The organism is Pseudomonas alliivorans (assembly GCF_017826695.1).
Lineage (GTDB): Bacteria > Pseudomonadota > Gammaproteobacteria > Pseudomonadales > Pseudomonadaceae > Aquipseudomonas > Aquipseudomonas alliivorans.
Map to the genome: position 1 here is coordinate 59252 of NZ_JAFFZW010000003.1, position 25021 is coordinate 84272.

Consider the following 25021-nt stretch of genomic DNA (forward strand, 5'->3'; position numbering starts at 1 on the left):
GACCCCTTGTCAGCCCAGCAGCGAGATATCGGCAACGCCGAGGAACAGGCCACGCAGGCGGGCCAGCAGTGCATAGCGGTTGGCACGCACGTTGGCATCTTCGGCGTTGACCATCACCGCTTCGAAGAACGCATCGACCGGCTCACGCAGACTGGCCAGACGCGCCAGCGATTCGCTGTACTGGCGCTCGGCGGCCATGGGCTGTACAGCGTGGTCGGCTTGCTGGATCGCGGAGTACAGCGAGAACTCGTTGGCGTTGTCGAAGTACTTGGGCTCGACGGTTTGGGCAATGTTGCCCTCGGCCTTGCTCAGCAGGTTCGATACGCGCTTGTTCACCGCTGCCAGTGCGGCTGCCTGTGGCAGCTTGCGGAATGCCTGAACGGCCTGCACACGCTGATCGAAGTCCAGCGCAGAACCTGGCTGCAGCGCACGGACCGACAGGTACACGGCTACTTCGACACCTTCGTCTTCGTAACGCGCACGCAGACGGTCGAAGATGAACTCCAGCACCTGCTCTGGCAGACCGGCCGGCTTGACCTTGGCACCGAACTGAGTGACTGCGAATTTCACCGTTTCGATCAGGTCCAGGTCCAGCTTCTTCTCGATCAGAATGCGCAGGATACCCAGCGCTGCGCGACGCAGTGCATAGGGGTCCTTGCTGCCGGTGGGCAGCATGCCGATACCGAAGATGCCCACCAGTGTGTCGAGCTTGTCTGCGATGGCAACCGCCGCACCGGTCAGGGTGGTCGGCAGTTCAGCACCTGCGCCACGAGGCATGTACTGCTCGTTCAGCGCCAGAGCTACATCTTCGGCTTCGCCGTCGGCCTTGGCGTAGTAGTAGCCTGCCACGCCCTGCATCTCGGGGAACTCGCCAACCATCTCGGTCGACAGGTCGCACTTGGACAGCAGGCCCGCACGCGCTGCGCGCTGAGCGTCGCCGCCGATGCGTGGCGCGATGTAGGCGGCCAGTTTCGAAACGCGCTCGGCCTTGTCGTAGACACTGCCCAGCTGAGCCTGGAACACAACGTTCTTCAGGCGCTCGTTGAAGGTCTCCAGCTTCTGCTTCTTATCCTGCTTGAAGAAGAACTCAGCGTCGGTCAGGCGTGGGCGAACCACCTTCTCGTTACCGGCGATGATCTGCGCCGGGTCCTTGCTTTCGATGTTTGCGACCGTGATGAAACGTGGCAACAGCTTGCCGTCGGCATCCAGCAGGCAGAAATACTTCTGGTTGTCCTGCATGGTGGTGATCAGCGCTTCCTGAGGCACCTCGAGGAAACGTTCCTCGAACGAGCACACCAGCGGCACTGGCCATTCGACCAGACCGGTGACTTCGTCCAGCAGGCTTGGCGGCACGATGGCGGTGCCTTCCTGTTGGGTGGCCAGCTCTTCGACGCGCTTGCTGATGATCTGGCGACGCTCGTTGAAGTCAGCCAGTACGTTGGCGGCACGCAGGTCGCTCAGGTAGCCGGCAGGCGAGGAGATACGCACATCTTCCGGATGGTGGAAGCGGTGACCACGGGAATGACGGCCCGAGGTCTGAGCCAGGATTGTGCAATCGACAACCTGATCGCCGAACAGCATCACCAGCCACTGGGTCGGGCGCACGAACTCTTCCTTGCGAGCACCCCAGCGCATGCGCTTGGCAATCGGCAGGTCGTTCAGCGAGTCTTCGACGATGGTAGGCAGCAGCGACACGGTCGGCTTGCCGACGATGTTCTGGCTGTAACGCAGCTTCGGGCCGCTCTGATCGATTTCGCTCAGGTCAACGCCGCACTTCTTGGCGAAGCCCAGGGCGGCCTGAGTCGGATTGCCGTCGGCATCGAACGCGGCCTGACGTGGCGGGCCATCCAGATTGACGGCACGATCCGGTTGCTGCGTGGACAGCTCGGTGATCAGCACCGCCAGACGACGCGGTGCGGCGTAGACCTGTTTGGCGCTGTAAGTCAGGCCGGCGCTCTGCAGGCCCTTCTCGATACCGGCCAGAAACGCGTCGGCCAGTGAACTCAGGGTCTTGGGTGGCAGCTCTTCGGTGCCCAGTTCGACCAGAAAATCTTGAGCACTCATTGTGCAGCCTCCAGCTTAGCCAACACTTCGTCGCGCAGATCGGGTGGCGCCATCGGGAAACCGAGTCTGGCGCGAGCTTGCAGATAAGCCTGAGCCACCGAGCGAGCCAGTGTGCGCACGCGCAGAATGTATTGCTGACGCGCGGTCACGGAGATGGCGCGACGGGCATCCAGCAGGTTGAAGGTGTGCGAGGCCTTGAGGACCATTTCGTAACCTGGCAACGGCAGCTCGAGTTCGATCAGGCGGGCCGCTTCGCTTTCGTAGAAATCGAACAGCTCGAACAGTTTGTCGACGTTGGCGTGCTCGAAGTTATAGGTCGATTGCTCCACCTCGTTCTGATGGAACACATCGCCGTAAGTCACTTTGCCGAACGGACCGTCGGCCCAGACTAGGTCGTAGACCGAGTCCACGCCCTGCTGGTACATGGCCAGACGCTCCAGGCCGTAGGTGATTTCGCCGGTGACCGGATAGCATTCCAGCCCGCCGACCTGCTGGAAGTAGGTGAACTGCGACACTTCCATGCCGTTGAGCCAGATTTCCCAGCCCAGACCCCAGGCGCCCAGCGTCGGCGATTCCCAGTTGTCTTCGACGAAGCGCACGTCGTGCACCAGCGGATCGAGGCCGATGTGCTTGAGCGAGCCCAGGTACAGTTCCTGAAAGTTGTCCGGGTTCGGCTTCAGGATCACCTGAAACTGATAGTAGTGCTGCAGGCGGTTGGGGTTCTCGCCATAGCGGCCATCTGTAGGACGACGGCTTGGCTGTACGTAGGCGGCGTTCCAGGTTTCCGGGCCTACGGCGCGCAGAAACGTGGCGGTGTGGAAAGTGCCGGCGCCTACTTCCATATCGTAGGGCTGAAGTACCACACAACCTTGTTCTGCCCAGTATTGCTGGAGGGCGAGGATCAAGTCTTGGAAGGTACGCACGGCTGGCGTAGGCTGGCTCACAAATTTCACCTGTGCTGGGCTGCGATTCAAAGAGCGGGAGTATACCCGATTCGGCTGCACGTCCACCCTTGGGAGCCCTATGACACGCTGCTTTTGGTGCAACGAAGACCCCCTTTACATCGCTTATCACGATCAGGAGTGGGGCGTGCCGCTGCGCGACGCGCAGAAGCTCTTCGAGTTGCTTTTGCTCGAAGGGTTCCAGGCCGGCCTTTCCTGGATCACGATTCTCAAACGACGCGCCCGATATCGAGAGGTGCTGTTCGGTTTCGATGCCGAGCGTCTGGCGCAACTGACCGATGCTGAGATCGATGCGCTGATGCTCGATCCAACCATCATCCGCAACCGGCTCAAGCTCAGGGCCGTGCGCACCAACGCCAGGGCCTGGCTGGCGCTGAAGGAACCGGTGGATCTGCTCTGGTCGTTTGTCGGTGGTCAGCCGAAGGTCAACCATTTCAAGGATCGCAGCGAAGTGCCTGCCATCACCGCTGAAGCCGAAGCGATGAGCAAGGCACTGAAGAAAGCCGGCTTCACGTTCGTCGGTCCGACCATCTGTTATGCCTACATGCAGGCCAGCGGAATGGTCATGGACCACACCGTTGACTGTGATCGGTACGCGATCCTGAGCCGCTGACGGTACAATGCCTGCCTCAAGAATCCGGGAGTGATCTGTGGAAAAGTTCAAAGGCGCCATGATGGTCGGGGCGTTACGCCTGTTTGCCCTCCTGCCCTGGCGTGCCGTGCAGTGGGTCGGCACCGCCATCGGCTGGCTGATGTGGAAACTTCCCAACCGTTCGCGCGAAGTGGCGCGGATCAATCTGTCCAAGTGTTTCCCCGAGCTGAGCGAGCCCGAGCTTGAAAAGCTGGTGGGCAGAAGCCTCATGGACATTGGCAAGACGTTGACCGAAAGCGCTTGTGCATGGATCTGGCCTGCACAGAAATCGATCAATCTGGTGCGTGAAGTCGAAGGGCTCGACGTGCTCAAGGATGCGCTGGCGTCCGGCAAGGGCGTGGTCGGTATCACCAGCCACCTGGGCAACTGGGAAGTGCTCAACCATTTCTATTGCAGCCAGTGCAAGCCGATCATTTTCTACCGTCCGCCGAAGTTGAAGGCCGTGGATGACCTGCTGCGCAAGCAACGGGTACAACTGGGCAACCGCGTAGCAGCGTCTACCAAGGAAGGCATCCTCAGCGTCATCAAGGAAGTCCGCAAAGGCGGTTCGGTGGGCATTCCCGCAGACCCTGAGCCGGCGGAATCCGCCGGCATCTTTGTGCCCTTCTGCGGCACCATGGCACTGACCAGCAAGTTCGTGCCCAACATGCTGGCAGGCGGCAAGGCAGTCGGCGTCTTCCTGCACGCCATGCGCCTGCCGGACGGTTCGGGTTACAAGGTTGTACTGGAAGCGGCCCCTGAAGCGATGTACAGCACTGACACCGAAACCTCGGCAGCGGCGATGAGCAAAGTGGTCGAGAAGTATGTACGCGCTTACCCGAGCCAGTACATGTGGACCATGAAGCGCTTCAAGAAGCGTCCTGAGGGTGAGAAGCGCTGGTACTGATCTGGCGCTTCAACCTCGCAGACTTGCGGGATCAGACCTGTCGGGACGCGTAGCGTCCCGACAGCATGTGCAGCGAACTATCGGCCTGTTCAGAAAAAGCTCAAACCCACCTGGAACAGCCGCTCTACGTCGCGGATGTACTTTTTATCCACAAGGAACATGATCACCTGATCGCCGGATTCGATCACGGTGATGTCGTGGGCGATGAAGACTTCTTCGTTGCGGATGATCGCGCCAATCATGGTGCCGGTCGGCAGATTGATGTCCTTGATGGCGCGGCCGATGACCTTGCTGGATTTCGAGTCGCCATGTGCCACGATCTCGATGGCTTCGGCTGCACCCCGGCGTAGAGAGTGGACACTGACGATGTCGCCGCGTCGCACGTGGGCCAGCAAGGTTCCGATGGTCGCCAGTTGCGGACTGACCGCGACATCGATTTCCCCGCCCTGCACCAGATCCACATACGCCGAGTTATTGATCAGGGTCATCACTTTGCGTGCGCCCAGCCGTTTGGCGAGCAGCGAGGACATGATGTTGGCTTCGTCATCATTGGTCAGGGCCAGGAACAGGTCGGTATTGCCGATGTTTTCTTCGATCAGCAGGTCGCGATCCGAGGAACTGCCCTGCAGCACGACCGTGTTGTCCAGGTTCTCCGAGAGGTAACGGCAGCGTGCCGGGTTCATCTCGATGATCTTGACCTGGTAGCGGCTCTCGATGGCCTCCGCCAGGCGCTCGCCGATGTTGCCGCCGCCGGCGATCACGATGCGTTTGTAGCTTTCGTCCAGGCGCCGCATTTCGCCCATCACCGCGCGAATGTCAGCCTTGGCGGCCACGAAGAAGACTTCGTCGTCGGCTTCGATCACGGTATCGCCCTGAGGCAGGATGGGGCGGTCGCGACGGAAAATCGCGGCGACGCGGGTTTCAACATTGGGCATGTGCGCCTTGAGCTGGCGCAGTTGCTGGCCCACCAGCGGCCCGCCGTAGTACGCCTTGACCGCGACCAGCTGAGCCTTACCCTCGGCAAAGTCGATCACTTGCAGAGCACCGGGGTATTCGATCAGGCGCTTGATGTAATTGGTGACCACCTGCTCCGGGCTGATCAGCACGTCCACTGGAATAGCGCTGTTGTCGAACAGCTCCGAGCGTGTCAGGTAAGCGGCTTCACGCACCCGCGCAATTTTGGTCGGCGTGTGAAACAGCGTGTACGCGACCTGACAGGCGATCATGTTGGCTTCATCGCTGCTGGTCACGGCGACCAGCATGTCGGCGTCGTCGGCACCGGCCTGGCGCAGTACAGCCGGGTAGGAGCCTTTTCCCTGCACGGTCCGGATGTCCAGCCGGTCGCCCAGGTTGCGCAACCGATCACCGTCCGTGTCGACCACGGTGATGTCGTTGGCTTCGCCTGCCAAATGCTCGGCCAGTGTGCCACCGACCTGACCTGCACCCAGGATGATGATTTTCAACCGTTCACTCCGTGGAAATTCCTGGGCACTGTTGCCCGTTGCATCCTCAAGCCCGCGCCGCGGCGATCTTGATCAGTTTGGCGTAGTAGAAACCATCGTGGCCGCCTTGCTGCGCCAGCAACTGGCGGCCATGTGGCTGTTTGATACCCGCTTCGCTGGCGATATCCAGCTCCCTTGCCCCGGAAGTGCGGGCCAGAAAGGCTTCGACCACTTCGGTATTTTCCGTCGGCAGTGTCGAGCACGTGGCGTAGATCAGCATGCCGCCCACCTCAAGCGTAGGCCACAGGGCGTCGAGCAGCTCACCTTGCAGCGTGGCGAGCGCGATGATGTCGTCTGGCTGACGCGTCAGCTTGATGTCCGGATGGCGACGGATCACGCCGGTTGCCGAACACGGGGCATCGAGCAGGATGCGCTGGAATGGCTTGCCGTCCCACCATTGCGCGGTTTCCCGGGCATCGGCGGCGATCAGTTCGGCATCCAGGCCGAGGCGGTCGAGATTCTCGCGAACACGCACCAGACGCTTGGCTTCCAGATCCACGGCCACCACGCCCTTCAGTTGCGGCTGTACTTCCAGAAGATGGCAGGTCTTGCCGCCCGGTGCGCAGCAGGCGTCCAGCACGCGTTGGCCGGGGGCAAGCTCCATCAGGTCAGCGGCCAGTTGCGCGGCTTCGTCCTGGACACTGATCCAGCCTTCGGCAAAACCGGGCAGCGAGCGTACGTCGCAGGGCTCGGCGAGCACGATGGCGTCCTGACTGAACGCGCAGGCGCTGGCTTCAATACCTGCAGCCTTCAACAATTCAAGGTATTGATCGCGGCTGTGGTGACGACGATTGACCCGCAGGATCATCGGCGGATGAGCATTGTTGGCGGCGCAGATTGCTTCCCAGTGTTCAGGCCATGCGGCCTTCAGGGCTTTCTGCAGCCAGCGCGGATGAGCCGTGCGCACGACCGGGTCATGTTCCAGCTCGATCAGCAGTGCTTCGCCTTCGCGCTGTGCATTGCGCAATACGGCGTTGAGCAAACCCTTCGCCCAGGATTTTTTCAGCTTGTCGGCACAGCCCACGGTTTCGCCAATCGCGGCGTGAGCAGGCATGCGGCTGTAGAACAACTGATACAGACCCACCAGCAGCAAGGCTTCGACGTCGGCATCGGCGGCCTTGAACGGCTTTTGCAGCAGTTTGGCTGCGAGGGCCGACAAGCGTGGCTGCCAGCGCGCGGTGCCGAATGCCAGGTCCTGAGTCAGGCCGCGATCACGCAGCTCGACCTTGTCCAGTTGCGTGGGCAGTGAACTGTTCAGCGATGCCTTGCCGCTGAGAACAGCGGCCAAGGCTTTGGCCGCGGCCAGACGCGGGTTCATTGGCCCAGCACCGTGCCGACGGCGAATTTCTCGCGGCGGCTGTTGAACAGGTCAGTGAAGCTCAGTGGCTTGCCTCCCGGCAGTTGCAGGCGAGTCAGGCGCAGGGCGTTCTCGCCGCAGGCGACGATCAGACCCTCCTTGCTGGCACTCAGAATCGTGCCCGGCGCGCCCTGCCCTTCGACCAGATCGGCGGCCAGAACTTTCAATGCTTCGGTGTTCAACGTGCTGTGACAGATCGGCCATGGATTGAACGCACGCACCAGGCGCTCCAGCTCATCGGCCGGACGCGTCCAGTCGATGCGCGCTTCGTCCTTGTTCAATTTGTGGGCGTAGTTGGCCTGGCTGTCGTCCTGAACCTCGCCGATCAGCGAGCCGTCTGCCAGGCCAGCAATGGCTTGCAACACTGCGGGCGGGCCGAGCTCAGCCAGACGATCATGAAGCGTGCCACCGGTGTCCTGCGCAGTAATCGGGGTCACAGCCTTGAGCAGCATGGGGCCTGTGTCGAGACCGGCCTCCATGCGCATCACCGTCACGCCACTTTCGGCGTCACCCGCCTGAACGGCGCGCTGAATGGGTGCGGCGCCGCGCCAGCGTGGCAGCAGAGAGGCGTGGCTGTTGATGCAGCCCAGACGCGGAATATCCAGCACCACCTGCGGCAGGATCAGGCCGTAGGCGACCACGACCATCAGGTCCGGCTTCAACGCCGCCAGTTCTGCCTGGGCTTCGGGTGCTCGCAGCGTCGGCGGCTGCATGACAGGCACGTTATGCTCGAGCGCCAGCTGCTTGACCGGGCTGGGCATCAGTTTTTGTCCACGACCGGCCGGGCGATCAGGCTGGGTGTAGACCGCAACGATCTGATAAGGGCTGTCGAGCAGGGCCTTGAGGTGTTCGGCGGCGAATTCCGGAGTGCCGGCGAAGACGATGCGCAGTGGCTCAGTCATGGACTTCTCGTTCTGAAAAAAGAAAAAGGCCTTCGACAGGCCTTTTGGGTGATGACGGATCAGGCGTTGAGCTTGTGCTGCTTTTCCAGCTTCTTCTTGATCCGGTCACGCTTGAGGTTGGAGAGGTAGTCGACGAACAGCTTACCGTTCAGGTGATCGCACTCATGCTGAATGCAGATCGCCAACAGACCTTCGGCCACCAGCTCGTAAGGCTCGCCGTCGCGGCCCAGCGCCTTGATGCGGACTTTTTGCGGGCGGTCGACGTTCTCGTAGAAACCGGGCACCGACAGGCAGCCTTCCTGATACTGATCCATTTCATCGGTCAGCGTTTCGATTTCAGGGTTGATGAACACGCGCGGCTCGCTGCGATCTTCACTCAGGTCCATCACCACCACACGTTTGTGGACGTTGACCTGGGTCGCTGCCAGCCCGATGCCAGGCGCTTCGTACATGGTTTCAAACATGTCGTCGACCAACTGGCGAATGCCGTCGTCTACTATCGCCACAGGTTTGGCGATGGTGCGCAGGCGCGAATCGGGAAATTCGAGGATGTTTAAAATAGCCATATACGTAAGAGCTGCACTGTTAAGGTAAAGTCAATGTCGGCTGCGGGCTCGGACGTCAAAGCGGGCAGCCCATGATGGGACTCTATTGTTCACGCGAGGCAACATGATAAAGGGATTCACCGCATGAGGAAATCACTACTCGCCTTGCTGCTGTTGACCGCCAGCGGTCTTGTCCAGGCGCAAGTGCAGCTCAGGGAAGGCCATCCGCAGACTTATACCGTCGCCACAGGCGACACCCTCTGGGATATTTCCGGCAAGTTTTTGCGTGAACCGTGGAAGTGGCGCGAGATATGGCGCGCCAACCCGCAGGTACGCGATCCCGATCTGATCTACCCGGGCGACACGCTTTCGCTCTCCTACGTCGATGGCCAGCCACGCGTGACGTTGAACCGCGGCGAGTCCCGAGGCACGATCAAATTGTCACCGCGTGTGCGCAGCACGCCGATGGTCGAGGCGATCCCCAGTATCCCGCTGGGCGCCATCAATGCGTTTCTGATCAGCAACCGGATCATCGATAACGTCGAGCAGTTCCAGCAGGCGCCTTACATCGTTGCCGGTAACGCCGAGCGCGTGCTCAGCGGCAGTGGCGATCGGGTCTATGCGCGCGGCGCGCTGGATCCGGCTCATACCGTTTATGGCATTTTCCGTCAGGGCAAGGTTTACACCGATCCCGACACTGACGAGGTGCTGGGCATCAATGCCGACGACATCGGGGGCGGTGAAGTCGTGGCCACCGAGGGCGACGTATCCACCCTGATGCTTCAGCGCTCGACTCAGGAAGTAAGGCTGGGTGACCGTCTGTTCGCCAGTGAAGAGCGGGCGATCAATTCGACCTTCATGCCCAGCGCTCCTCAGACGCCGGTGGAAGGATTGATTCTGGATGTGCCACGCGGTGTGACTCAGATTGGTGTCATGGACGTGGTCACGCTGAACAGAGGACGGCGCGACGGCCTGACCGAAGGCAACGTGTTGGCAATCTACAAGACCGGCGAAAGAGTGCGCGACCGGGTCACCGGCGAGTCGGTGAAGATCCCGGACGAGCGGTCGGGACTGCTGATGGTGTTCCGCACCTACGACAAGCTTAGTTACGCCTTGGTCCTGCACGCCAATCGATCTTTGGCCATTATGGACAAGGTCCGTAACCCATAGCGCCATGTTGCAGTTTTGATACGGATTTTTCCTGAGGCGCGCTCACTTATCAAATTGTTGTCAACAGAGTTATCCACAGGTTTGTGCACTGCTTGACGTGCACAATTGATCAAGGACGATCTCATGCCGCTGTTCGAAAAAGCCGTTCCGTCGCCCTCGGAGCTGGAAGCGCGTCTTCGCTTGCATCGTTTGCCGGAAGTCGGCCTGAAACGCTTCTCCCTATTGATTGATGCCTTCGGCAGCGCTTCAGCGGCACTCTCCGCACCTGCCAGCGCATGGCGGGCGCTGGGTCTTCCAACGGTCAGCGCCGAGGCTCGCCGCGACCCGTCGGTACGCGATGGTGCAAGCGCTGCACTGGCCTGGCTGGAGCGTTCCGGCCAGCATTTACTGATGTGGGACGACCCTGGCTACCCTGCCTTGCTGGCGCAGATCGCTGATCCGCCGCCCCTGCTGTTCATCGCCGGTGACCCTTCGATTCTTGATCGACCGCAGTTGGGGATGGTCGGCAGCCGACGTGCATCCAGACCTGGACTGGACACTGCCGCAGCGTTCGCCCGAAGCCTGGCCGGTGCCGGTTTTGTGATCACCAGCGGTCTGGCACGCGGTATCGACGGTGCTGCACATCAGGGCGCACTGGATGTCGGCGGCCTTACCATCGGCGTCCTGGGCACGGGACTCGAAAAACTTTATCCACAGCAGCATCGGACACTCGCCGCGCAGATGGCCGCGCAGGGCGGCGCTGTGATTTCCGAGTTCCCTCTGGACGCCGAAGCGCAGCCCAGCAACTTTCCGCGGCGCAATCGAATCATCAGCGGCTTGTCCCTTGGTGTGCTGGTGGTTGAGGCCAGCGTCGCCAGCGGTTCGCTGATCACGGCACGTCTTGCAGCGGAGCACGGGCGCGAGGTGTATGCGATACCGGGCTCGATCCACCACCCAGGTGCCAAGGGCTGTCACCAGTTGATTCGTGATGGCGCAACACTGGTCGAAACGGTCGATCACATTCTGGAAGGCTTGCAACACTGGCACATGACTGCCCCCGATAACGCCGGCTCTGCTTCAGTCTCTGCCTGCGATCACCCGTTGCTCGACTTGCTTCACGCCGCACCCCACACCAGCGAGGGCTTGTCGGTCTCAATCGGCTGGCCGTTACCCAGGGTGCTCGCGGCACTCACCGAGCTTGAACTCGACGGAAGGATCAGCAGTGAAGCCGGACGATGGTTCGCCAGAGCCCCCTGAGGTTAAACTGCCGCCAGGATTTCGTGGAGAGACTACAATGGTCAGCAGTTGGCGTGTGCAACAAGCCGCTCGTGATATTCGAGCCGGAGCGGTCATCGCCTACCCGACCGAGGCAGTCTGGGGGCTGGGGTGCGACCCATGGGACGAAGAGGCGGTCTATCGCCTGCTGGCAATCAAGTCACGTCCTGTGGAAAAAGGACTGATTCTGATCGCCGACAACATTCGCCAGTTCGACTTCCTGTTCGAGGACTTTCCCGAGCTGTGGCTGGACCGCATGGCCAGCACCTGGCCCGGCCCAAACACCTGGCTGGTCCCCCATCAGAATCTGCTGCCGGAGTGGATTACCGGGATTCACGAGACTGTCGCCCTGCGCGTAACAGATCACCCGACGGTGCGTGAACTGTGCGCGCTGGTCGGTCCGTTGATCTCGACATCCGCCAACCCTGCGGGCCGGCCTGCTGCCAGGTCGCGGCTGCGCGTCGAGCAGTATTTCCGTGGCCAGATCGATCTGGTGCTCGGTGGCAGCCTGGGCGGTCGCCGAAACCCTAGCGTGATTCGCGATATTGCAACCGCGCAGGTCGTTCGCGCGGGCTGAGCCGAACGCGAACGACGGCACGCTTCACGGGATCAGAATGGTCGATCCCGTGGTGCGACGGGCAGACAGCTCAATGTGTGCCTGTGCTGCGTCGGCAAGCGCGTACTGCTTGATCTCGCCAACCTTCAGTTTGCCGCTGGCGAGCATGTCGAACAGCTCGTCGGCCATGGTCTGCAGGTTTTGCGCGTTATTGGCGTAGCTCCCCAGCGTCGGGCGCGTGACGTAAAGCGAGCCCTTCTGCGAGAGGATGCCCAGGTTCACCCCGGAGACCGCCCCGGAGGCATTGCCGAAACTCACCATCAGACCGCGCGGCGCAACGCAATCCAGCGACGTGAGCCAGGTATCCTTGCCGACACCGTCGTAGACCACCGGGCATTTGCGGCCGTCGGTCAGCTCCAGCACTCGCTTGGCGACATCTTCATGGCTGTAATCAATGGTTTCCCAGGCGCCCAGCGCTTTAGCGTGCGCCGCTTTCTCCGGCGTGCTGACCGTGCCGATCAGTTTTGCGCCCAACGCCTTGGCCCATTGGCAGGCCAGCGAACCTACGCCGCCAGCGGCAGCATGAAACAGGATGATCTCGCCCGGTTTGACCTGATACGTCTGGCGTAGCAGGTATTGAACGGTCAGTCCCTTGAGTATCACGGCGGCGGCCTGCTCGAAGCTGATCGCGTCAGGCAGCTTCACCAGATTGGCTTCCGGCAACGCATGAACATCGCTGTAACTGCCGAGCGGACCCGTTCCGTAGGCAACCCGGTCACCGATTGCAAAGCGCGTCACTTCAGCGCCCACGGCCTCGACCACGCCTGCCCCTTCGGTGCCCAGGCCGGACGGCAATTCGGGTGCCGGGTACAGACCACTGCGGTAGTAGGTATCAATGAAGTTCAGGCCGATGGCCTTGTTGCGTACAAGCACTTCCTGCGGACCAAGCGCTTCGGGCTCGAAGTCGATGTATTCAAGTACCTCGGGTCCTCCGACAGTGCTGAACTGGATACGCTTTGTCATTGTTCTCTCCATGATTAAACAGACTGCAAAACGTCTATCCAACTCCTTCCCCCGACCCTCGTCAACTGCCACACCCGCCTGCCGATGGTATGCTACGCGCCAATTTGCCTGCGCCGCTTGTGTTCCGTGGGCTCAGCCGTTTGAAGTCAGCCGTAAGGGATCGCCATGAGTACCCGTACCGAGGCCGTGAAGGCTTACCTGCTCGACCTGCAGGATCGCATCTGTACTGCGCTTGAGCAGGAAGATGGCAACGCGCACTTCGTCGAAGACGCCTGGACTCGTCCGGCAGGCGGTGGTGGCCGTACGCGCGTGATCGAGAATGGCGCGGTCATCGAGAAAGGCGGCGTGAATTTCTCTCACGTCTTCGGCAGCAACCTGCCTCCTTCCGCCAGTGCGCATCGTCCCGAACTGGCCGGACGTGGTTTCGAAGCGCTGGGTGTGTCGCTGGTCATCCATCCGCATAACCCGCATGTGCCGACGTCCCACGCCAATGTACGGTTTTTCATCGCCGAGAAAGAAGGCGAGGAGCCGGTCTGGTGGTTCGGTGGCGGTTTCGATCTGACGCCCTACTACGGCGTCGAAGAAGACTGCATCCACTGGCACCGGGTTGCCGAGCGGGCCTGTGCGCCGTTTGGCGATGACGTCTATCCACGCTACAAGGCCTGGTGCGACAGCTACTTCCACCTCAAGCATCGCGATGAACCGCGCGGGATCGGCGGTCTGTTTTTCGATGATGTAAACCAGTGGGATTTCGAGACCAGCTTTGCGTTCATCCGGGCGATTGGCGATGCGTTCATCAACGCTTATCTGCCAATCGTGCGCCGCCGCAAGGCCAACGCCTACACCGTTCAGCAACGCGAATTTCAGGAATTCCGCCGCGGGCGCTATGTGGAATTCAATCTGGTGTATGACCGCGGCACGTTGTTCGGTTTGCAATCGGGTGGCCGTACCGAATCGATCCTGATGTCGTTGCCGCCGCAAGTGCGCTGGGGCTACGACTGGAAGGCTGCGCCCGGCAGTGAAGAGGCTCGCCTGACCGAGTACTTCCTGACGGATAGGGACTGGCTGGCTGAGGAATGATTGCACTGTGCAGTCAAGCCCGTGGAAGGCTTCACCACGTCTCCAGGCACCCACCGGGAGTCGTGGGAGCTTTTCTTCAGTGGGCTGAACGTCGTTTGCGAGACCGAGCGCTGCAGGCGCTGCAATACATCAACAGGAACCACAATGGACCAGTACGTCGTCTTCGGTAACCCCATCGGCCACAGCAAGTCGCCATTGATTCATCGTCTGTTCGCCGGGCAGACCGGGCAGGCGCTGGATTATCAGGCGTCGCTGGCCCCGCTGGACGATTTCACTGCGTTCGCTCGTGCGTTTTTCCTGCAAGGGCGTGGCGCCAACGTCACAGTGCCGTTCAAGGAAGAAGCCTTTCGGCTTGCCGACAGCCTGACCGAACGGGCCCGGCGGGCAGGTGCGGTCAACACCTTGAGCAGGCTCGACGACGGTTCTGTGTTGGGTGACAACACCGATGGCGCTGGCCTGGTGCGCGACCTGACCATCAATTGTCGCGTCAGTCTACGCGGGCAGCGCATTCTGTTGCTGGGGGCGGGCGGAGCCGTTCGCGGTGCGCTGGAACCGCTGCTTGCACAACAGCCGCTGGCGCTGGTGATTGCCAATCGAACGGTGGAAAAAGCTGAAAAACTGGCTCAGGAATTTGCGGACCTCGGCCCTGTATTTGCCAGCAGTTTCGACTGGCTTCAGGAGTCGGTGGACGTGATCATCAACGCCACCTCCGCGAGCCTTGCCGGTGAACTGCCGCCGATCTCGCCCAGCCTGATCGAGCCGGGCAAGACCTTCTGCTACGACATGATGTATGGCAAGGAGCCTACGGCGTTCTGCCGCTGGGCCACTGAGCAGGGTGCTGCGCAGTCGGTCGATGGCCTGGGCATGCTCGTCGAGCAGGCTGCCGAAGCTTTTCTGCTGTGGCGCGGCGTCCGTCCTGACTCAGCGCCGGTGCTTGCCGAACTGCGCGGGCAGTTGGCCGGCTGACGCAGCCCAGAACGCTTTCGATTGACCTCAATCCTCAAACACAATCGGGCATTGATCGGCGCCTTCGAGCTTGTGCAGTTCCTCGATCACCTGCGGTCTCGCATGGCGCAGCACCAGCGCCCTGCCCTGTCTGGCCAGGCGGCGCGCTTCCTGATGCAGCATTTCGACGCCTGAGTAATCAATGAAGTTGATCTGTTGCGCCTCGATCACTACACGCTGGCCCTGGGTGCGTTGCAGGCGGGTTTGCAGGTAGTGGCTGGCGCCGAAGAAGATCGAGCCGCCGACGCGCAGGATGTCCTCGTCGCCTTCACGCAACTGCTGCACGCGGGGCTGCGAGGTGCGTTTGAGGTAAAAGAACAGCGAAGCCAGCACGCCTGCGTAAATAGCCGTCTGCAGCTCCAGCAGCAAGGTGGCCAGGCAGGTCAGCGCCATCACGAAGAACTCCGAGCGGCTGACCCGGAACAACGCCGTAATACCACGACGATCAATAAGCCCCCAACAGATCAGCAGAATGGACGCCGCCATGCTGGGGATCGGTATGTGGGCGATTACCGAGGCCCCGGCAACCGCAAACAATGCGACCCACAAAGCCGAAAAAACCCCAGCCAGTGGCGAGCGGGCACCGGCTTCGTAGTTGAGCGCAGCACGCGTGAACGAGCCTGCCGACAGATAGCCGGAGAACAGCGGCCCGATCATGTTCGACAGGCCTTGCGCCCGGACTTCCTGGTTGGCGTTGAGCATCTGTTGCGAACGCGTCGACAGCGAGCGTGCAATCGACAGGCTGTTGACCAGCCCGAGCATGCCGACGGCTACGGCCGTCGGCAGCAGTTTGAGGATCAGCTCGGCATCCAGCGGCAGAGGGGCGAAGGGTGGCAGGCTTCCGGCAAAGGCGCTGACCAGCCTGACGTGGCCGAACATCGCAGGCCATAACCAGACCAGCAGGCTGCTCGCGACCAACGCGATCAATAGCGTGGGCCAGCGCGGCATCAGCAATTTCAGGACAATGCCCAGCGTGAGGGTCACCAGACCCAGCGCGAGCGACAGCGTGTCGACCTCGCCCCGGTGCTCAAGCAATGCGGTCAGGCTGTCGAGGGCTGTGGTCTGGCTGGGCAGATTGATGCCCATCAAGTTGGGTATTTGCCCCAACGCGATCACGACAGCAGCCCCCAGCGTGAATCCGATCACCACCGAGTGCGAGACGAAATTCACCAGCGCACCAAAGCGCACCATGCCGAGCAGGAGCTGGAAGACCCCGGCAATGAACGTCAGTAGCAGGATCAGGGTGATGTAATCCTGACTCGCCGGAACCGCAAGCGGGCTGACGCTGGCATACAGCACGATGGAGATGGCGGCGGTCGGGCCGCAGATCAGATGCCAGGAAGAGCCCCACAGGCAGGCGATGATCACTGGAACGATCGCGGCATACAGGCCGTACTCGGGAGGCAACCCGGCGATCAGCGCGTAGGCGATGGATTGCGGCAGGGCCAGAATGGCGCCGCTCAACCCCACTAACGCATCACGCCCGACGCTGGCGCGGGTCTGCTGAGGAAGCCAGGCCAGAAAAGGCAGGAATTTATGGCGGTTGAGCCAGCGCATCGGTCCCTCATGATTGGTGAATTGCTGCCAGATTACACGCCTGTGGCTCGACCTGATCGTGTACATGCCCTGTGCATGTTGTTAATTCTGCCTGAATAAACGCAGGCGTTAGTGTGGGAGCGGACTCGTCCGCGAGCGTTGCACTTCGGCCCCTGCCTTTCTATCGCGTGTCAGCGCCTCGTCGCTGACACGTCTTGCGTCTGATACAGCGTGGGCGGGTAGCAAGTGCTTCAACCTAATTCATTACATAACACTTCGACGTTGCGACGTTCTGGTCCGACCCCATGCCGGCACCTTTGAGCATGCAGATGGCATAGTGTTTCTTGTTGAGCACCGTCACCACCGGGCCGTCCTGCGCCACGTAGGAAGACACCACTTTTGCGCCGTCATTGAGCATCTTCTCCAGAGAAACGTCGGTCGCCTCCAGCTTGGTCGGGACTTCCAGTGCATTGCCCACCACTTTGGCCCCAGTCTCCGGTGGCCAGCCCGCTGCCGAGGCGAAAGTCGTACTCAGGACCAAAGCCAGCGGAAGCGACATCAGTAATTTTTTCATCAGCATTCTCCAGTTCAGCCGGTAGGTGCTGCACGGCCCACGAGTGTCCACGGGATGCAGCGACGCCCGTATTTAGCACGTACCCGCGCGCGCTGAAGAAATGTGAGGAAAACTTAATCCGTCGCTACCTGTGTTGCAGGGCGGCGCAAACGTGTGTTCAAAGCTTCGCCTTCACCGCCGCCAGCGCTTCCTTGTCGTCGATGGTTTTCACCCCATCCAGCCATTTATCCAATACCGCCGGGTTGGCCTTGATCCACGCCTTGGCAGCTTCGGTGTTGCTGACCTTCTTGTTCACCACATCGGCCATGATGGTGTTTTCCATGTCCAGCGTGAAGCTCAGATTGGTCAGGAGTTTGCCCACGTTCGGGCAGGCTTCGGCGTAGCCTTTGCGGGTCAGTGTAAAGACAGAGCCGGTGTCTCCGAAGTATTTTTCGCCACCCTTGAGGTAATGCATGCCCTTGATCTGCACATTCATCGGGTGCGGGGTCCAGCCCAGAAACACCACGAACGATTTGCGCTTCACGTTACGATTGACCTCGGCGAGCATTGCCTGCTCGCTGGATTCCACCAGCTTCCAGCCGCCCAGATCGAACTCGTTCTTCTTGATGATTTCCTGAAGCGACAGGTTGGCGGGCGCGCCGGAGCCGATGCCGTAAATCTTCTTGCTGAACTTGTCGGCGAATGTGTTCAGGTCGGCGAAGGTGTGTACGCCTGCATCCCAGACGTAGTCGGGCACGGCCAGGGTAAATTCGGTGCCTTCCAGGTTTTTCGCCAACTGGGTGACGTCACCGGTGGCCACGAATTTGTCGTGGAAGCCCTGCTGCGCCGGCATCCAGTTGCCCAGAAAAACGTCCAGTTGTCCGTCTTTCAGACCACCATAGGCAATCGGCACCGCGAGCGTGTCGATCCTGGTCTTGTAACCGAGGCCTTCAAGCACAACGCTGGTGATTGCGTTCGTGGCGGCGATGTCGCTCCAGCCCGGGTCTGCCATCCGGACGGTGCTGCAACTGGCATCTGCGGCGTGGACCGCAACGCTCCCCAACGTCATGACACTGACCGCCAGTGTGGTGAATAGCTTTCTCATCGGTGTACCCCTTTTGATTTTCTTGGTGTGGGCAGGGTCAGGGTTGCGGATAACGTGCCTTGCGCTCCAGATCGTCCAGATCAATGTGGTTGCGCATGTATTGCTGACTGGCGTCGACCAGTGGCTGGTGATCCCAACTCTTCAGCTTGCCGGTTGCCAGCGATTTGGCGACGAAGCGCCGCCTGCGCTGGCTGGCGAGCACCTGATGGTGTATCGCCGGTATGTCCCATCTGGCCCGTGCTTCGGCCAGGAAGTCGTTGAACAGTTGCTGATAGTCAGGTGACTGGCTCAGGTCCTCCAGTTCCTCCGGATCATTCTTCACATCGAACAGCAGGCAGGGATCCTGCTCCGAATAGATGAATTTGTAGGCGCCGCGACGGATCATCATCAACGGGCTGGTCGTGCCTTCGGCCATGTATTCGCCAAAGACTTCATCGTGACCGGCCTTGCCTTTCAGGTGCGGCAGCAGGGAGCGACCGTCCAGCGGCAACCCTTTGTCGAGCTTGCCGTCGGCCAGATCGACGAAGGTCGGTAACAGGTCGGCGGTGGACACTGAGGCTTTCACGCGATGTGGCTTGAACTGGCCAGGCGCGTACACCACCAACGGCACGCGCGCGGCCATCTCGAACCAGTGCATTTTGTACCAGAGGCCCTTCTCGCCCAGCATGTCGCCGTGATCGCCGGAGAACACCACGATGGTGTCTTCGGCCAGCCCTACCTCGGAAAGCGTCTGCATCAATTTGCCGACGTTCATATCAATGTAGCTGCAGGCGCCGAAGTAGGCGCGTCGCGCATCGCGGATCTTGTGCGCCGGCATGGGTTTGTCCCACAGGTCATAGACCTTGAGCAGGCGTTTCGAATGCGGATCCAGCGCGCTCTGATTGGCGTGCAGCGGCGGCATCGGTATCTCGACGTCGTCGTATAGGTCCCAGAACGGTCGGGTGATGGTATACGGGTCGTGGGGGTGGGTCATCGAGACCGTCAGGCAAAACGGCGCATCGCCGTCCTCGCGCACGTGGTCATAAAGGTACTGCTGCGCCTTGAAGACGACTTCTTCATCGAAATCCAGCTGATTGGTGCGTACGCAGGGCCCGGCCTGCAGCACTGACGACATGTTGTGATACCAGCTCGGGCGTACGTCCGGCTCGTCCCAGTTCACGGCCCAGCCGTAATCCGCCGGGTAGATGTCGCTGGTGAGGCGTTCTTCGTAGCCGTGCAACTGATCCGGTCCGCAGAAATGCATCTTGCCGGCCAGTGCCGTCTTGTAGCCCTGAGCCCGCAGGTAGTGAGCGTAGGTCGGAACGTCAGCCGGGAAATCGGCAGCGTTGTCGTACGCGCCGATCTTGCTGGGTAACTGGCCGCTGACCAGCGTAAACCGCGAGGGTGCACACAGCGGGCTGTTGCAATACGCCGAATCGAACACCACGCCTTGAGCGGCGAGGCGGGACAGGTTCGGCATCAGAATCGGCGAGGGGGCGTAGAACGGCAACATCGGCGCGGCCATTTGATCGGCCATGATGAACAGAATATTTTTGCGCTTCATGTAATCGCTGCATCCCATAGTGAAGAGTTATGCGAAAGTGCCGGTAACGAGAATGAAGGCCACAGTAGCTGTGGTAAAGCCCATATGAAGAGATGTCTAGGATAAGCTCAGCTTATGTATAAATTGCTCGGTTATCTGTCGCTGGATCTGTTGCGCTCGTTCGAAGCGGCGGCCCGGTTGCGCAGCTTCACGGCAGCCGCCATCGAACTGGGCACCACGCAGCCTGCGGTCAGCCAGCAGATCAAGCGTCTGGAAGAACAACTGGCGACGCGACTGTTTGATCGCATCTATCGGGGCATCGAGCTGACCGAAGCGGGCGAGGTCCTGTTCAGTCATGTACAGACTGGCATGCAGTCCATCGAGAGCGGTCTGGTGGCGATCACTGACCAGGGGCAGCATGAGGTGCTTCAGGTCGCCACGGATTTTGCTTTTGCATCCTACTGGCTGATGCCCAGACTGCACCGTTTTCACAAGGTCAATCCGGACGTGGACGTCAGCCTGGTGACCAGCGAGCGTACCCATAGCATGCTGCGCCCGGATATCGACGTCGCTGTGCTGTTCGGCGATGGGCGCTTCAAGCAGGGCGAAAGTCATTGGCTGTTCAGCGAGGAAGTATTTCCAGTATGCAGCCCACAGTTGATTGCAGGTCGAGCACTGCCTTTGCCCAACGACGCCTTGCGTGAGTTTCCGTTGCTGCACTTGCGCGGTGAAAGCAACAACAACTGGTTCGATTGGGGCGGCGTATTTCGGGCGCTGGACATACCCCAGTCACCGGCACCAGGACAATTGCGTTTCGACAACTACACGCTGCTGATCCAGGCTGCGATTGGCGGCCAGGGCGTGGCCATCGGCTGGCGGCATCTGATCGACGATCTACTCGAGCAGGGCCTGCTGTGTCGTCCTGTCGCGGCTTCGGCGGTGTCCGGTTACGGGTACTACGTGGTGCTGCCACAGCGCAAACGCCGTGTGCAGATCGTCCAGCAGTTCGTCGACTGGTTGACCCGCGAGCAGGCGCTGAGCGGTGTTTCTCTGACGGGCAGGCCGTTGCCTTTCATTGCGGTGTGATCGGATTATTTTCAGGTTAAGGAGGACGCTCATGGCGGGTATTCAGGATTATCACGCCCACGTTTATTTCGATGCAAACACGCTCGAGCAGGCGCGTGCCCTGTGTGAAGAAGCCGCTGACAAGTTTGCCGTGAAGATGGGACGGGTTCATCAGAAACGCGTCGGCCCGCACCCGGACTGGAGCTGTCAGTTGGCGTTCGGACATGCGCAGCTGGCCGACCTGATGCTCTGGCTGGCGCTTAACCGCAACGGTCTGGTGGTGTTCACCCATCCGCTGACAGGCAATGAGCGACTCGATCATACCGAGCATGCCATCTGGATGGGCGCGGTGCGGCCCCTGGACCTGAGCGTTTTCGACGACTGACAAGCCCGGCACCGGGTCTTTCTCCCCATGATGCTATGTCGACCGTCAGCCAAAATCTGCGGTGTAACATGGCCCCGCCAAAAAACGTGACCGCTCGGTCCGTTGAAGTGCAGATCAGCGAAAAGTGATCATTCATTTGCCTGTGTATCAGGCATCAGGGGCAGTTGCAGGCCACGCTTCCGGCCTGCGCTGAATGCTGAGAGACCAAGACAGAGGATCATGAGAGATGCCGGATCTAATCATCGAAGGCAAGAAGCTTCACTACTCTGACCAAGGCAGCGGGCCGGTTCTTTTACTCGGGCACAGCTATCTCTGGGACCGGAACATGTGGAGCGCGCAGATTGACCTTCTGGCCAGTCATTATCGTGTGATCGTGCCTGACCTATGGGGGCATGGTGAATCCGGTGCGTTTCCTGACGGCACCGGGAACCTGAGCGATTTCGCCCGCCACGCGCTGGCATTGCTCGACCACTTGAACATCAGGCGCTGCACCATTATCGGTTTGTCGGTCGGCGGCATGTGGGGCGCAATCGCTGCGCTTTCCGCGCCCGAGCGCATCAACGGTCTGGTGCTGATGGACACCTATCTGGGCAGTGAATCAGAGGCCATGAAAGCCTACTACTTCTCCCTGCTCGACAAAGTGGAAGCTGCAGGCAGCTTTTCCGAACAACTGCTGGACGTGGTGGTGCCGATCTTCTTCCGCCCCGGCATCGACCCGCAGTCGCCCGTGTGCCAGGGACTGAGAACCGCACTGGCCAGCATGAGCTCGGAGCAACTGCGCCAGATCGTGGTGCCGGTCGGACGTATCATTTTCGGACGCGAGGACCGGCTTGGGCTCCTGCATCAGCTGGATGCCGATACCACATTGATCATGTGCGGCGACGCCGACATTCCGAGGCCGCCAACGGAAACCCGCGAGATGGCCCGCCTGATTGGCTGTCCTTATGTGCTGGTACCAGAGGCCGGGCATATCGCCAATCTGGAAAACCCGGCGTTCGTCTCGGGTGCCCTGATGGCGTTTCTGGCCGGGCTGCATCAAAAGACTGCGTAGTGTCTTTCCCACGTTGAAATGCGCGCCCTGCGTGGGATGCGGACGTGTCCGCGAAGACTTTGTTCCAAGCGCTGTATCTGGATCGGATGTCCTGGCTTCTTCGTGGACAAGTCCACTCCCATCTGGTGTGCTCGGCTTGGGAGGCGCACTTGTCCGCGAAGTTGCCGGGTCAGTTCAGTACACCGTCCAGAATCGCATAGACAATTCCCGAGCCGACGGCGATCAGCACGACATCGGTGCCCAGTCGACGCCATTCATACCCGTCGTAATGCGGCAGCAATTGCAGCGAGCGAGGGTCCAGGCGTTTGCCGTAGCCTGGCGGCAATGGTCGGCCTTTGGCGATATGAATGCCGGGAGGCAGCGGCTGACCACGGCCAATAACGTCACGGTGTTGCTGGAAGGTCTCACGCACCGGCCCGAAGTCCTGTGGCGGGCCGCGACGATTGTCGTGACTGGCTGGCCCCGGGCCTTTGCCATTGCCGCGATTGCCGGGGCCGTCGTTGTCGCGCGGGCCTTGCTGGTGGCCGCCGCGATTGTCGTCCGGGCCGTTGCCACGCTGATCGGGCGGTGCGGCCTGGAGCAGCGGACTGGCGCTGATCATCAGGATACCCAGGCCGGTGATGATGCGGTTTGGCAGTTTCATGGGATGCTCCTCGGCTCCACGCTGTGCAGCAAAAAGGGGTTCATGACCTGGTCATGAACCCCTTGTGTCTTGCTATGTAGAACCGCTGCTGGCGCTTTGATTCCTCTGTATCGGAATCTTTACCCTCAGCTGACGCGGGCGTTACGTACGCCCTCGGCCAATGCGGCGCACAAGGTCAGCACGCCATCCACCGCATGCTCCGGCGACTCGGCAGTGGCGATCTTGTCGACCAGCGCCGAACCCACCACCACGCCATCGGCCAGACGTGCAATGGCAGCGGCCTGCTCTGGCGTACGAATACCAAACCCGACGCTGATCGGCAGGTCGGTGTGACGACGCAGGCGCGCGATGGCCTCGGTAACGTGTTCGGTGGTCGCCGAACCCGCACCCGTCACACCTGCGACCGACACGTAGTAAACGAAGCCGGAACTGCGCTCCAGTACGCGTGGCAGACGCGCATCGTCTGTGGTTGGCGTGGTCAGACGAATGAAGTCGATACCGGAAGCCTGTGCCGGTGTCGCCAGTTCTGCGTCGTGTTCAGGCGGCAGGTCGACGATGATCAGGCCATCGACGCCCGCTTCCCTGGCTTCAGCCACGAACGCTTCGACGCCAAAACGGTGAATCGGGTTGTAGTAACCCATCAGCACGATAGGCGTGGTCTGGTCTTCGACACGAAATTCACGAACCATTTGCAGGGTTTTCGGCAGGGTCTGACCCGCATCCAGCGCACGCAGGGTTGCCAACTGAATGGCAACGCCGTCGGCCATCGGATCGGTGAACGGCATGCCCAGTTCGATCACGTCTGCACCGGCAGCCGGCAGGCCTTTCAGGATTTTCAGCGAGGTGTCATAGCCGGGGTCGCCTGCGGTGACGAAAGTAACCAGAGCCGCACGACCTTCGGTTTTCAGCTGGGCAAAACGTTGTTCAAGGCGGCTCATACCAGCATCTCCTGAGTCTTTTCGGCAGCGGCCATGTGGTTCATGACAGTCTGCATGTCTTTGTCGCCGCGTCCGGACAGGCACACGACCATCAGGTGGTCGTCGCGCAGGTTGGTGGCGCGCTTCATGGCTTCAGCCAGGGCGTGGGCAGTTTCCAGCGCCGGGATAATGCCTTCGAGCAGGCAGCACTGATGGAAAGCGTCCAGGGCTTCTTCATCGGTGATGCTCACGTATTCGACGCGCTTCACTTCATGCAGGAACGCGTGCTCCGGGCCGATACCCGGATAGTCCAGGCCTGCGGAAATCGAGTGGGCATCGGTGATCTGCCCGTCCTTGTCCTGCAGCAGGTAGGTGCGGTTGCCGTGCAGCACGCCCGGAACACCGCCGTTGAGGCTGGCCGCGTGCTTGTCGGTCTCGACGCCATGACCGCCCGCTTCCACGCCGATGATTTCCACGCTGGCGTCATCCAGGAACGGATGGAACAGGCCCATCGCGTTGGAACCGCCGCCGACGCAGGCGACCAGACTGTCAGGCAGACGCCCTTCCTTCTCCAGCATCTGCTCTTTGGTTTCCTTGCCGATGATGGCCTGGAAATCACGCACCATTGCCGGATACGGGTGTGGGCCAGCCACGGTGCCAATCAGGTAGAAGGTGTCTTCAACGTTGGTGACCCAATCACGCAGGGCCTCGTTCATGGCATCTTTCAGGGTGCCGGTGCCGGAAGTGACCGGGACGATTTCGGCGCCTAGCAGCCGCATGCGGAACACGTTGGCCTGCTGGCGCTCGATGTCGGTAGCACCCATGTAGATCACGCAAGGCAGACCGAAACGTGCAGCAACGGTCGCCGTGGCAACGCCGTGCATGCCTGCACCGGTCTCGGCGATCAGGCGTTTCTTGCCCATGCGCTTGGCCAGCAGCACCTGGCCGATGCAGTTGTTGATCTTGTGCGCGCCGGTGTGATTCAGCTCTTCGCGCTTGAAATAGATCTTCGCACCGCCGCAGAACTCGGTCAGGCGTTCGGCGAAATACAGTGGATTTGGACGACCCACGTAATCGCGCTGGAAGTACGCCATCTCTTTGATGAATTCAGGGTCGGCCTTGGCGGCTTCGTACTCGCGGTTCAGGTCGAGAACCAGCGGCATCAGGGTTTCAGCGACGTAGCGGCCGCCGAAGGAGCCGAACAGGCCGTTGGCGTCGGGGCCGTTGCGCAAATTGGTCTGGGTCATGAAGTGCTCCAGTGGGTATATCAAACGAATGAGATGAGC

At 60.7% G+C, this 25021-nt stretch carries 24 protein-coding genes; 10 read left to right on the forward strand and 14 right to left on the reverse strand.

The window, feature by feature from the left end:
- Nucleotides 1-9: 9 nt before the first annotated feature.
- Together glyS and glyQ are read right to left on the reverse strand one after the other, a co-directional pair.
- On the reverse strand, nt 10-2064 hold the full coding sequence (gene glyS / locus JTJ32_RS09340; protein ID WP_184322448.1) for a glycine--tRNA ligase subunit beta: 2055 nt from the start codon (nt 2062-2064) through the stop codon (nt 10-12).
- Nucleotides 2061-3008 carry a glycine--tRNA ligase subunit alpha gene (glyQ, locus tag JTJ32_RS09345; RefSeq protein ID WP_002551326.1) on the reverse strand — a complete coding sequence of 316 codons (948 nt, stop codon included), beginning with the start codon at nt 3006-3008 and terminating at the stop codon, nt 2061-2063. The genes glyS and glyQ overlap by 4 nt, the downstream gene beginning before the upstream one ends.
- 79 nt (nt 3009-3087) lie before the next feature.
- Between glyQ and JTJ32_RS09350 the strand changes: the two genes are divergently transcribed.
- Together JTJ32_RS09350 and JTJ32_RS09355 are read left to right on the forward strand one after the other, a co-directional pair.
- On the forward strand, nt 3088-3639 hold the full coding sequence (locus JTJ32_RS09350) for a DNA-3-methyladenine glycosylase I (protein ID WP_099231070.1): 552 nt from the start codon (nt 3088-3090) through the stop codon (nt 3637-3639).
- A gap of 37 nt (nt 3640-3676) precedes the next feature.
- The gene (locus tag JTJ32_RS09355; RefSeq protein WP_099231068.1) at nt 3677-4564 is read left to right on the forward strand and encodes a lysophospholipid acyltransferase; all 888 of its coding nucleotides are present in this window, start codon (nt 3677-3679) and stop codon (nt 4562-4564) included.
- A gap of 89 nt (nt 4565-4653) precedes the next feature.
- Here JTJ32_RS09355 and trkA read toward each other — a convergent pair whose 3' ends face one another.
- From trkA to def, 4 genes are read right to left on the reverse strand one after another with little or no spacing between them, the layout of a single operon-like run.
- A complete protein-coding gene (trkA, locus tag JTJ32_RS09360) occupies nt 4654-6027 on the reverse strand; it encodes a Trk system potassium transporter TrkA (RefSeq protein ID WP_210041863.1) in 1374 nt (457 codons plus the stop codon).
- Between the two features lie 46 nt (nt 6028-6073).
- Nucleotides 6074-7384 (reverse strand): 16S rRNA (cytosine(967)-C(5))-methyltransferase RsmB, encoded by a 1311-nt coding sequence (rsmB, locus tag JTJ32_RS09365; RefSeq protein ID WP_210041864.1) that lies wholly within the window; start codon nt 7382-7384, stop codon nt 6074-6076.
- Nucleotides 7381-8325 carry a methionyl-tRNA formyltransferase gene (fmt, locus tag JTJ32_RS09370; protein ID WP_210041866.1) on the reverse strand — a complete coding sequence of 315 codons (945 nt, stop codon included), beginning with the start codon at nt 8323-8325 and terminating at the stop codon, nt 7381-7383. Before fmt ends, rsmB begins: the two co-directional genes overlap by 4 nt.
- Nucleotides 8326-8384: 59 nt before the next feature.
- Nucleotides 8385-8891 (reverse strand): peptide deformylase, encoded by a 507-nt coding sequence (def, locus tag JTJ32_RS09375; protein ID WP_210041867.1) that lies wholly within the window; start codon nt 8889-8891, stop codon nt 8385-8387.
- Nucleotides 8892-9014: 123 nt separating this feature from the next.
- Between def and JTJ32_RS09380 the strand changes: the two genes are divergently transcribed.
- The 3 genes from JTJ32_RS09380 (at nt 9015) to JTJ32_RS09390 (ending at nt 11871) form a co-directional block, all read left to right on the forward strand.
- The gene (locus JTJ32_RS09380; RefSeq protein WP_210041868.1) at nt 9015-10040 is read left to right on the forward strand and encodes a LysM peptidoglycan-binding domain-containing protein; all 1026 of its coding nucleotides are present in this window, start codon (nt 9015-9017) and stop codon (nt 10038-10040) included.
- Nucleotides 10041-10163: 123 nt separating this feature from the next.
- Entirely contained in the window at nt 10164-11276 is a 1113-nt protein-coding gene (dprA, locus tag JTJ32_RS09385) for a DNA-processing protein DprA (RefSeq protein WP_210041869.1), read from the forward strand.
- 37 nt (nt 11277-11313) lie between these two features.
- A complete protein-coding gene (locus JTJ32_RS09390) occupies nt 11314-11871 on the forward strand; it encodes an L-threonylcarbamoyladenylate synthase type 1 TsaC (protein ID WP_099231054.1) in 558 nt (185 codons plus the stop codon).
- 24 nt (nt 11872-11895) lie between these two features.
- On the opposite strand, the gene JTJ32_RS09395 is transcribed toward JTJ32_RS09390, so the two are convergent.
- A complete protein-coding gene (locus JTJ32_RS09395; protein ID WP_210041870.1) occupies nt 11896-12873 on the reverse strand; it encodes an NADPH:quinone reductase in 978 nt (325 codons plus the stop codon).
- Nucleotides 12874-13038: 165 nt separating this feature from the next.
- On the opposite strand from JTJ32_RS09395, the gene hemF reads away from it, so the two are divergent.
- A complete protein-coding gene (gene hemF / locus JTJ32_RS09400) occupies nt 13039-13953 on the forward strand; it encodes an oxygen-dependent coproporphyrinogen oxidase (protein WP_099231052.1) in 915 nt (304 codons plus the stop codon).
- Nucleotides 13954-14097: 144 nt separating this feature from the next.
- Nucleotides 14098-14919 carry a shikimate dehydrogenase gene (aroE, locus tag JTJ32_RS09405; protein ID WP_210041871.1) on the forward strand — a complete coding sequence of 274 codons (822 nt, stop codon included), beginning with the start codon at nt 14098-14100 and terminating at the stop codon, nt 14917-14919.
- 27 nt (nt 14920-14946) lie between these two features.
- Here the strand turns inward: aroE and JTJ32_RS09410 are convergent, their stop codons facing one another.
- From JTJ32_RS09410 to betC, 4 genes are all read right to left on the reverse strand, one after another.
- Nucleotides 14947-16515, reverse strand: a complete 1569-nt coding sequence (locus JTJ32_RS09410) for a SulP family inorganic anion transporter (RefSeq protein ID WP_210041872.1) — start codon at nt 16513-16515, stop codon at nt 14947-14949.
- A gap of 235 nt (nt 16516-16750) precedes the next feature.
- A complete protein-coding gene (locus JTJ32_RS09415) occupies nt 16751-17068 on the reverse strand; it encodes a hypothetical protein (protein WP_099231046.1) in 318 nt (105 codons plus the stop codon).
- A 157-nt stretch (nt 17069-17225) separates the two neighbouring features.
- Entirely contained in the window at nt 17226-18152 is a 927-nt protein-coding gene (locus JTJ32_RS09420) for a choline ABC transporter substrate-binding protein (RefSeq protein ID WP_210041873.1), read from the reverse strand.
- A 37-nt stretch (nt 18153-18189) separates the two neighbouring features.
- Nucleotides 18190-19695 carry a choline-sulfatase gene (betC, locus tag JTJ32_RS09425; RefSeq protein WP_099231042.1) on the reverse strand — a complete coding sequence of 502 codons (1506 nt, stop codon included), beginning with the start codon at nt 19693-19695 and terminating at the stop codon, nt 18190-18192.
- 114 nt (nt 19696-19809) lie between these two features.
- Here betC and JTJ32_RS09430 point away from each other — a divergent pair, with 114 nt between their 5' ends.
- From JTJ32_RS09430 to JTJ32_RS09440, 3 genes are all read left to right on the forward strand, one after another.
- Complete coding sequence (locus JTJ32_RS09430) at nt 19810-20760, forward strand: choline sulfate utilization transcriptional regulator (RefSeq protein ID WP_210041874.1); 951 nt, start codon at nt 19810-19812, stop codon at nt 20758-20760.
- A gap of 31 nt (nt 20761-20791) precedes the next feature.
- Nucleotides 20792-21124: a DOPA 4,5-dioxygenase family protein gene (locus JTJ32_RS09435; RefSeq protein ID WP_210041875.1), complete on the forward strand. Its 333-nt coding sequence runs from the start codon at nt 20792-20794 to the stop codon at nt 21122-21124.
- 226 nt (nt 21125-21350) lie between these two features.
- Nucleotides 21351-22175: an alpha/beta fold hydrolase gene (locus tag JTJ32_RS09440; RefSeq protein ID WP_099231024.1), complete on the forward strand. Its 825-nt coding sequence runs from the start codon at nt 21351-21353 to the stop codon at nt 22173-22175.
- A 169-nt stretch (nt 22176-22344) separates the two neighbouring features.
- Here the strand turns inward: JTJ32_RS09440 and JTJ32_RS09445 are convergent, their stop codons facing one another.
- From JTJ32_RS09445 to trpB, 3 genes are all read right to left on the reverse strand, one after another.
- The gene (locus JTJ32_RS09445; protein WP_099231022.1) at nt 22345-22818 is read right to left on the reverse strand and encodes an anti-virulence regulator CigR family protein; all 474 of its coding nucleotides are present in this window, start codon (nt 22816-22818) and stop codon (nt 22345-22347) included.
- 125 nt (nt 22819-22943) lie between these two features.
- Nucleotides 22944-23756: a tryptophan synthase subunit alpha gene (gene trpA, locus JTJ32_RS09450; protein ID WP_099231020.1), complete on the reverse strand. Its 813-nt coding sequence runs from the start codon at nt 23754-23756 to the stop codon at nt 22944-22946.
- A complete protein-coding gene (gene trpB, locus JTJ32_RS09455; RefSeq protein ID WP_099231018.1) occupies nt 23753-24982 on the reverse strand; it encodes a tryptophan synthase subunit beta in 1230 nt (409 codons plus the stop codon). Before trpB ends, trpA begins: the two co-directional genes overlap by 4 nt.
- Nucleotides 24983-25021: the final 39 nt, after the last annotated feature.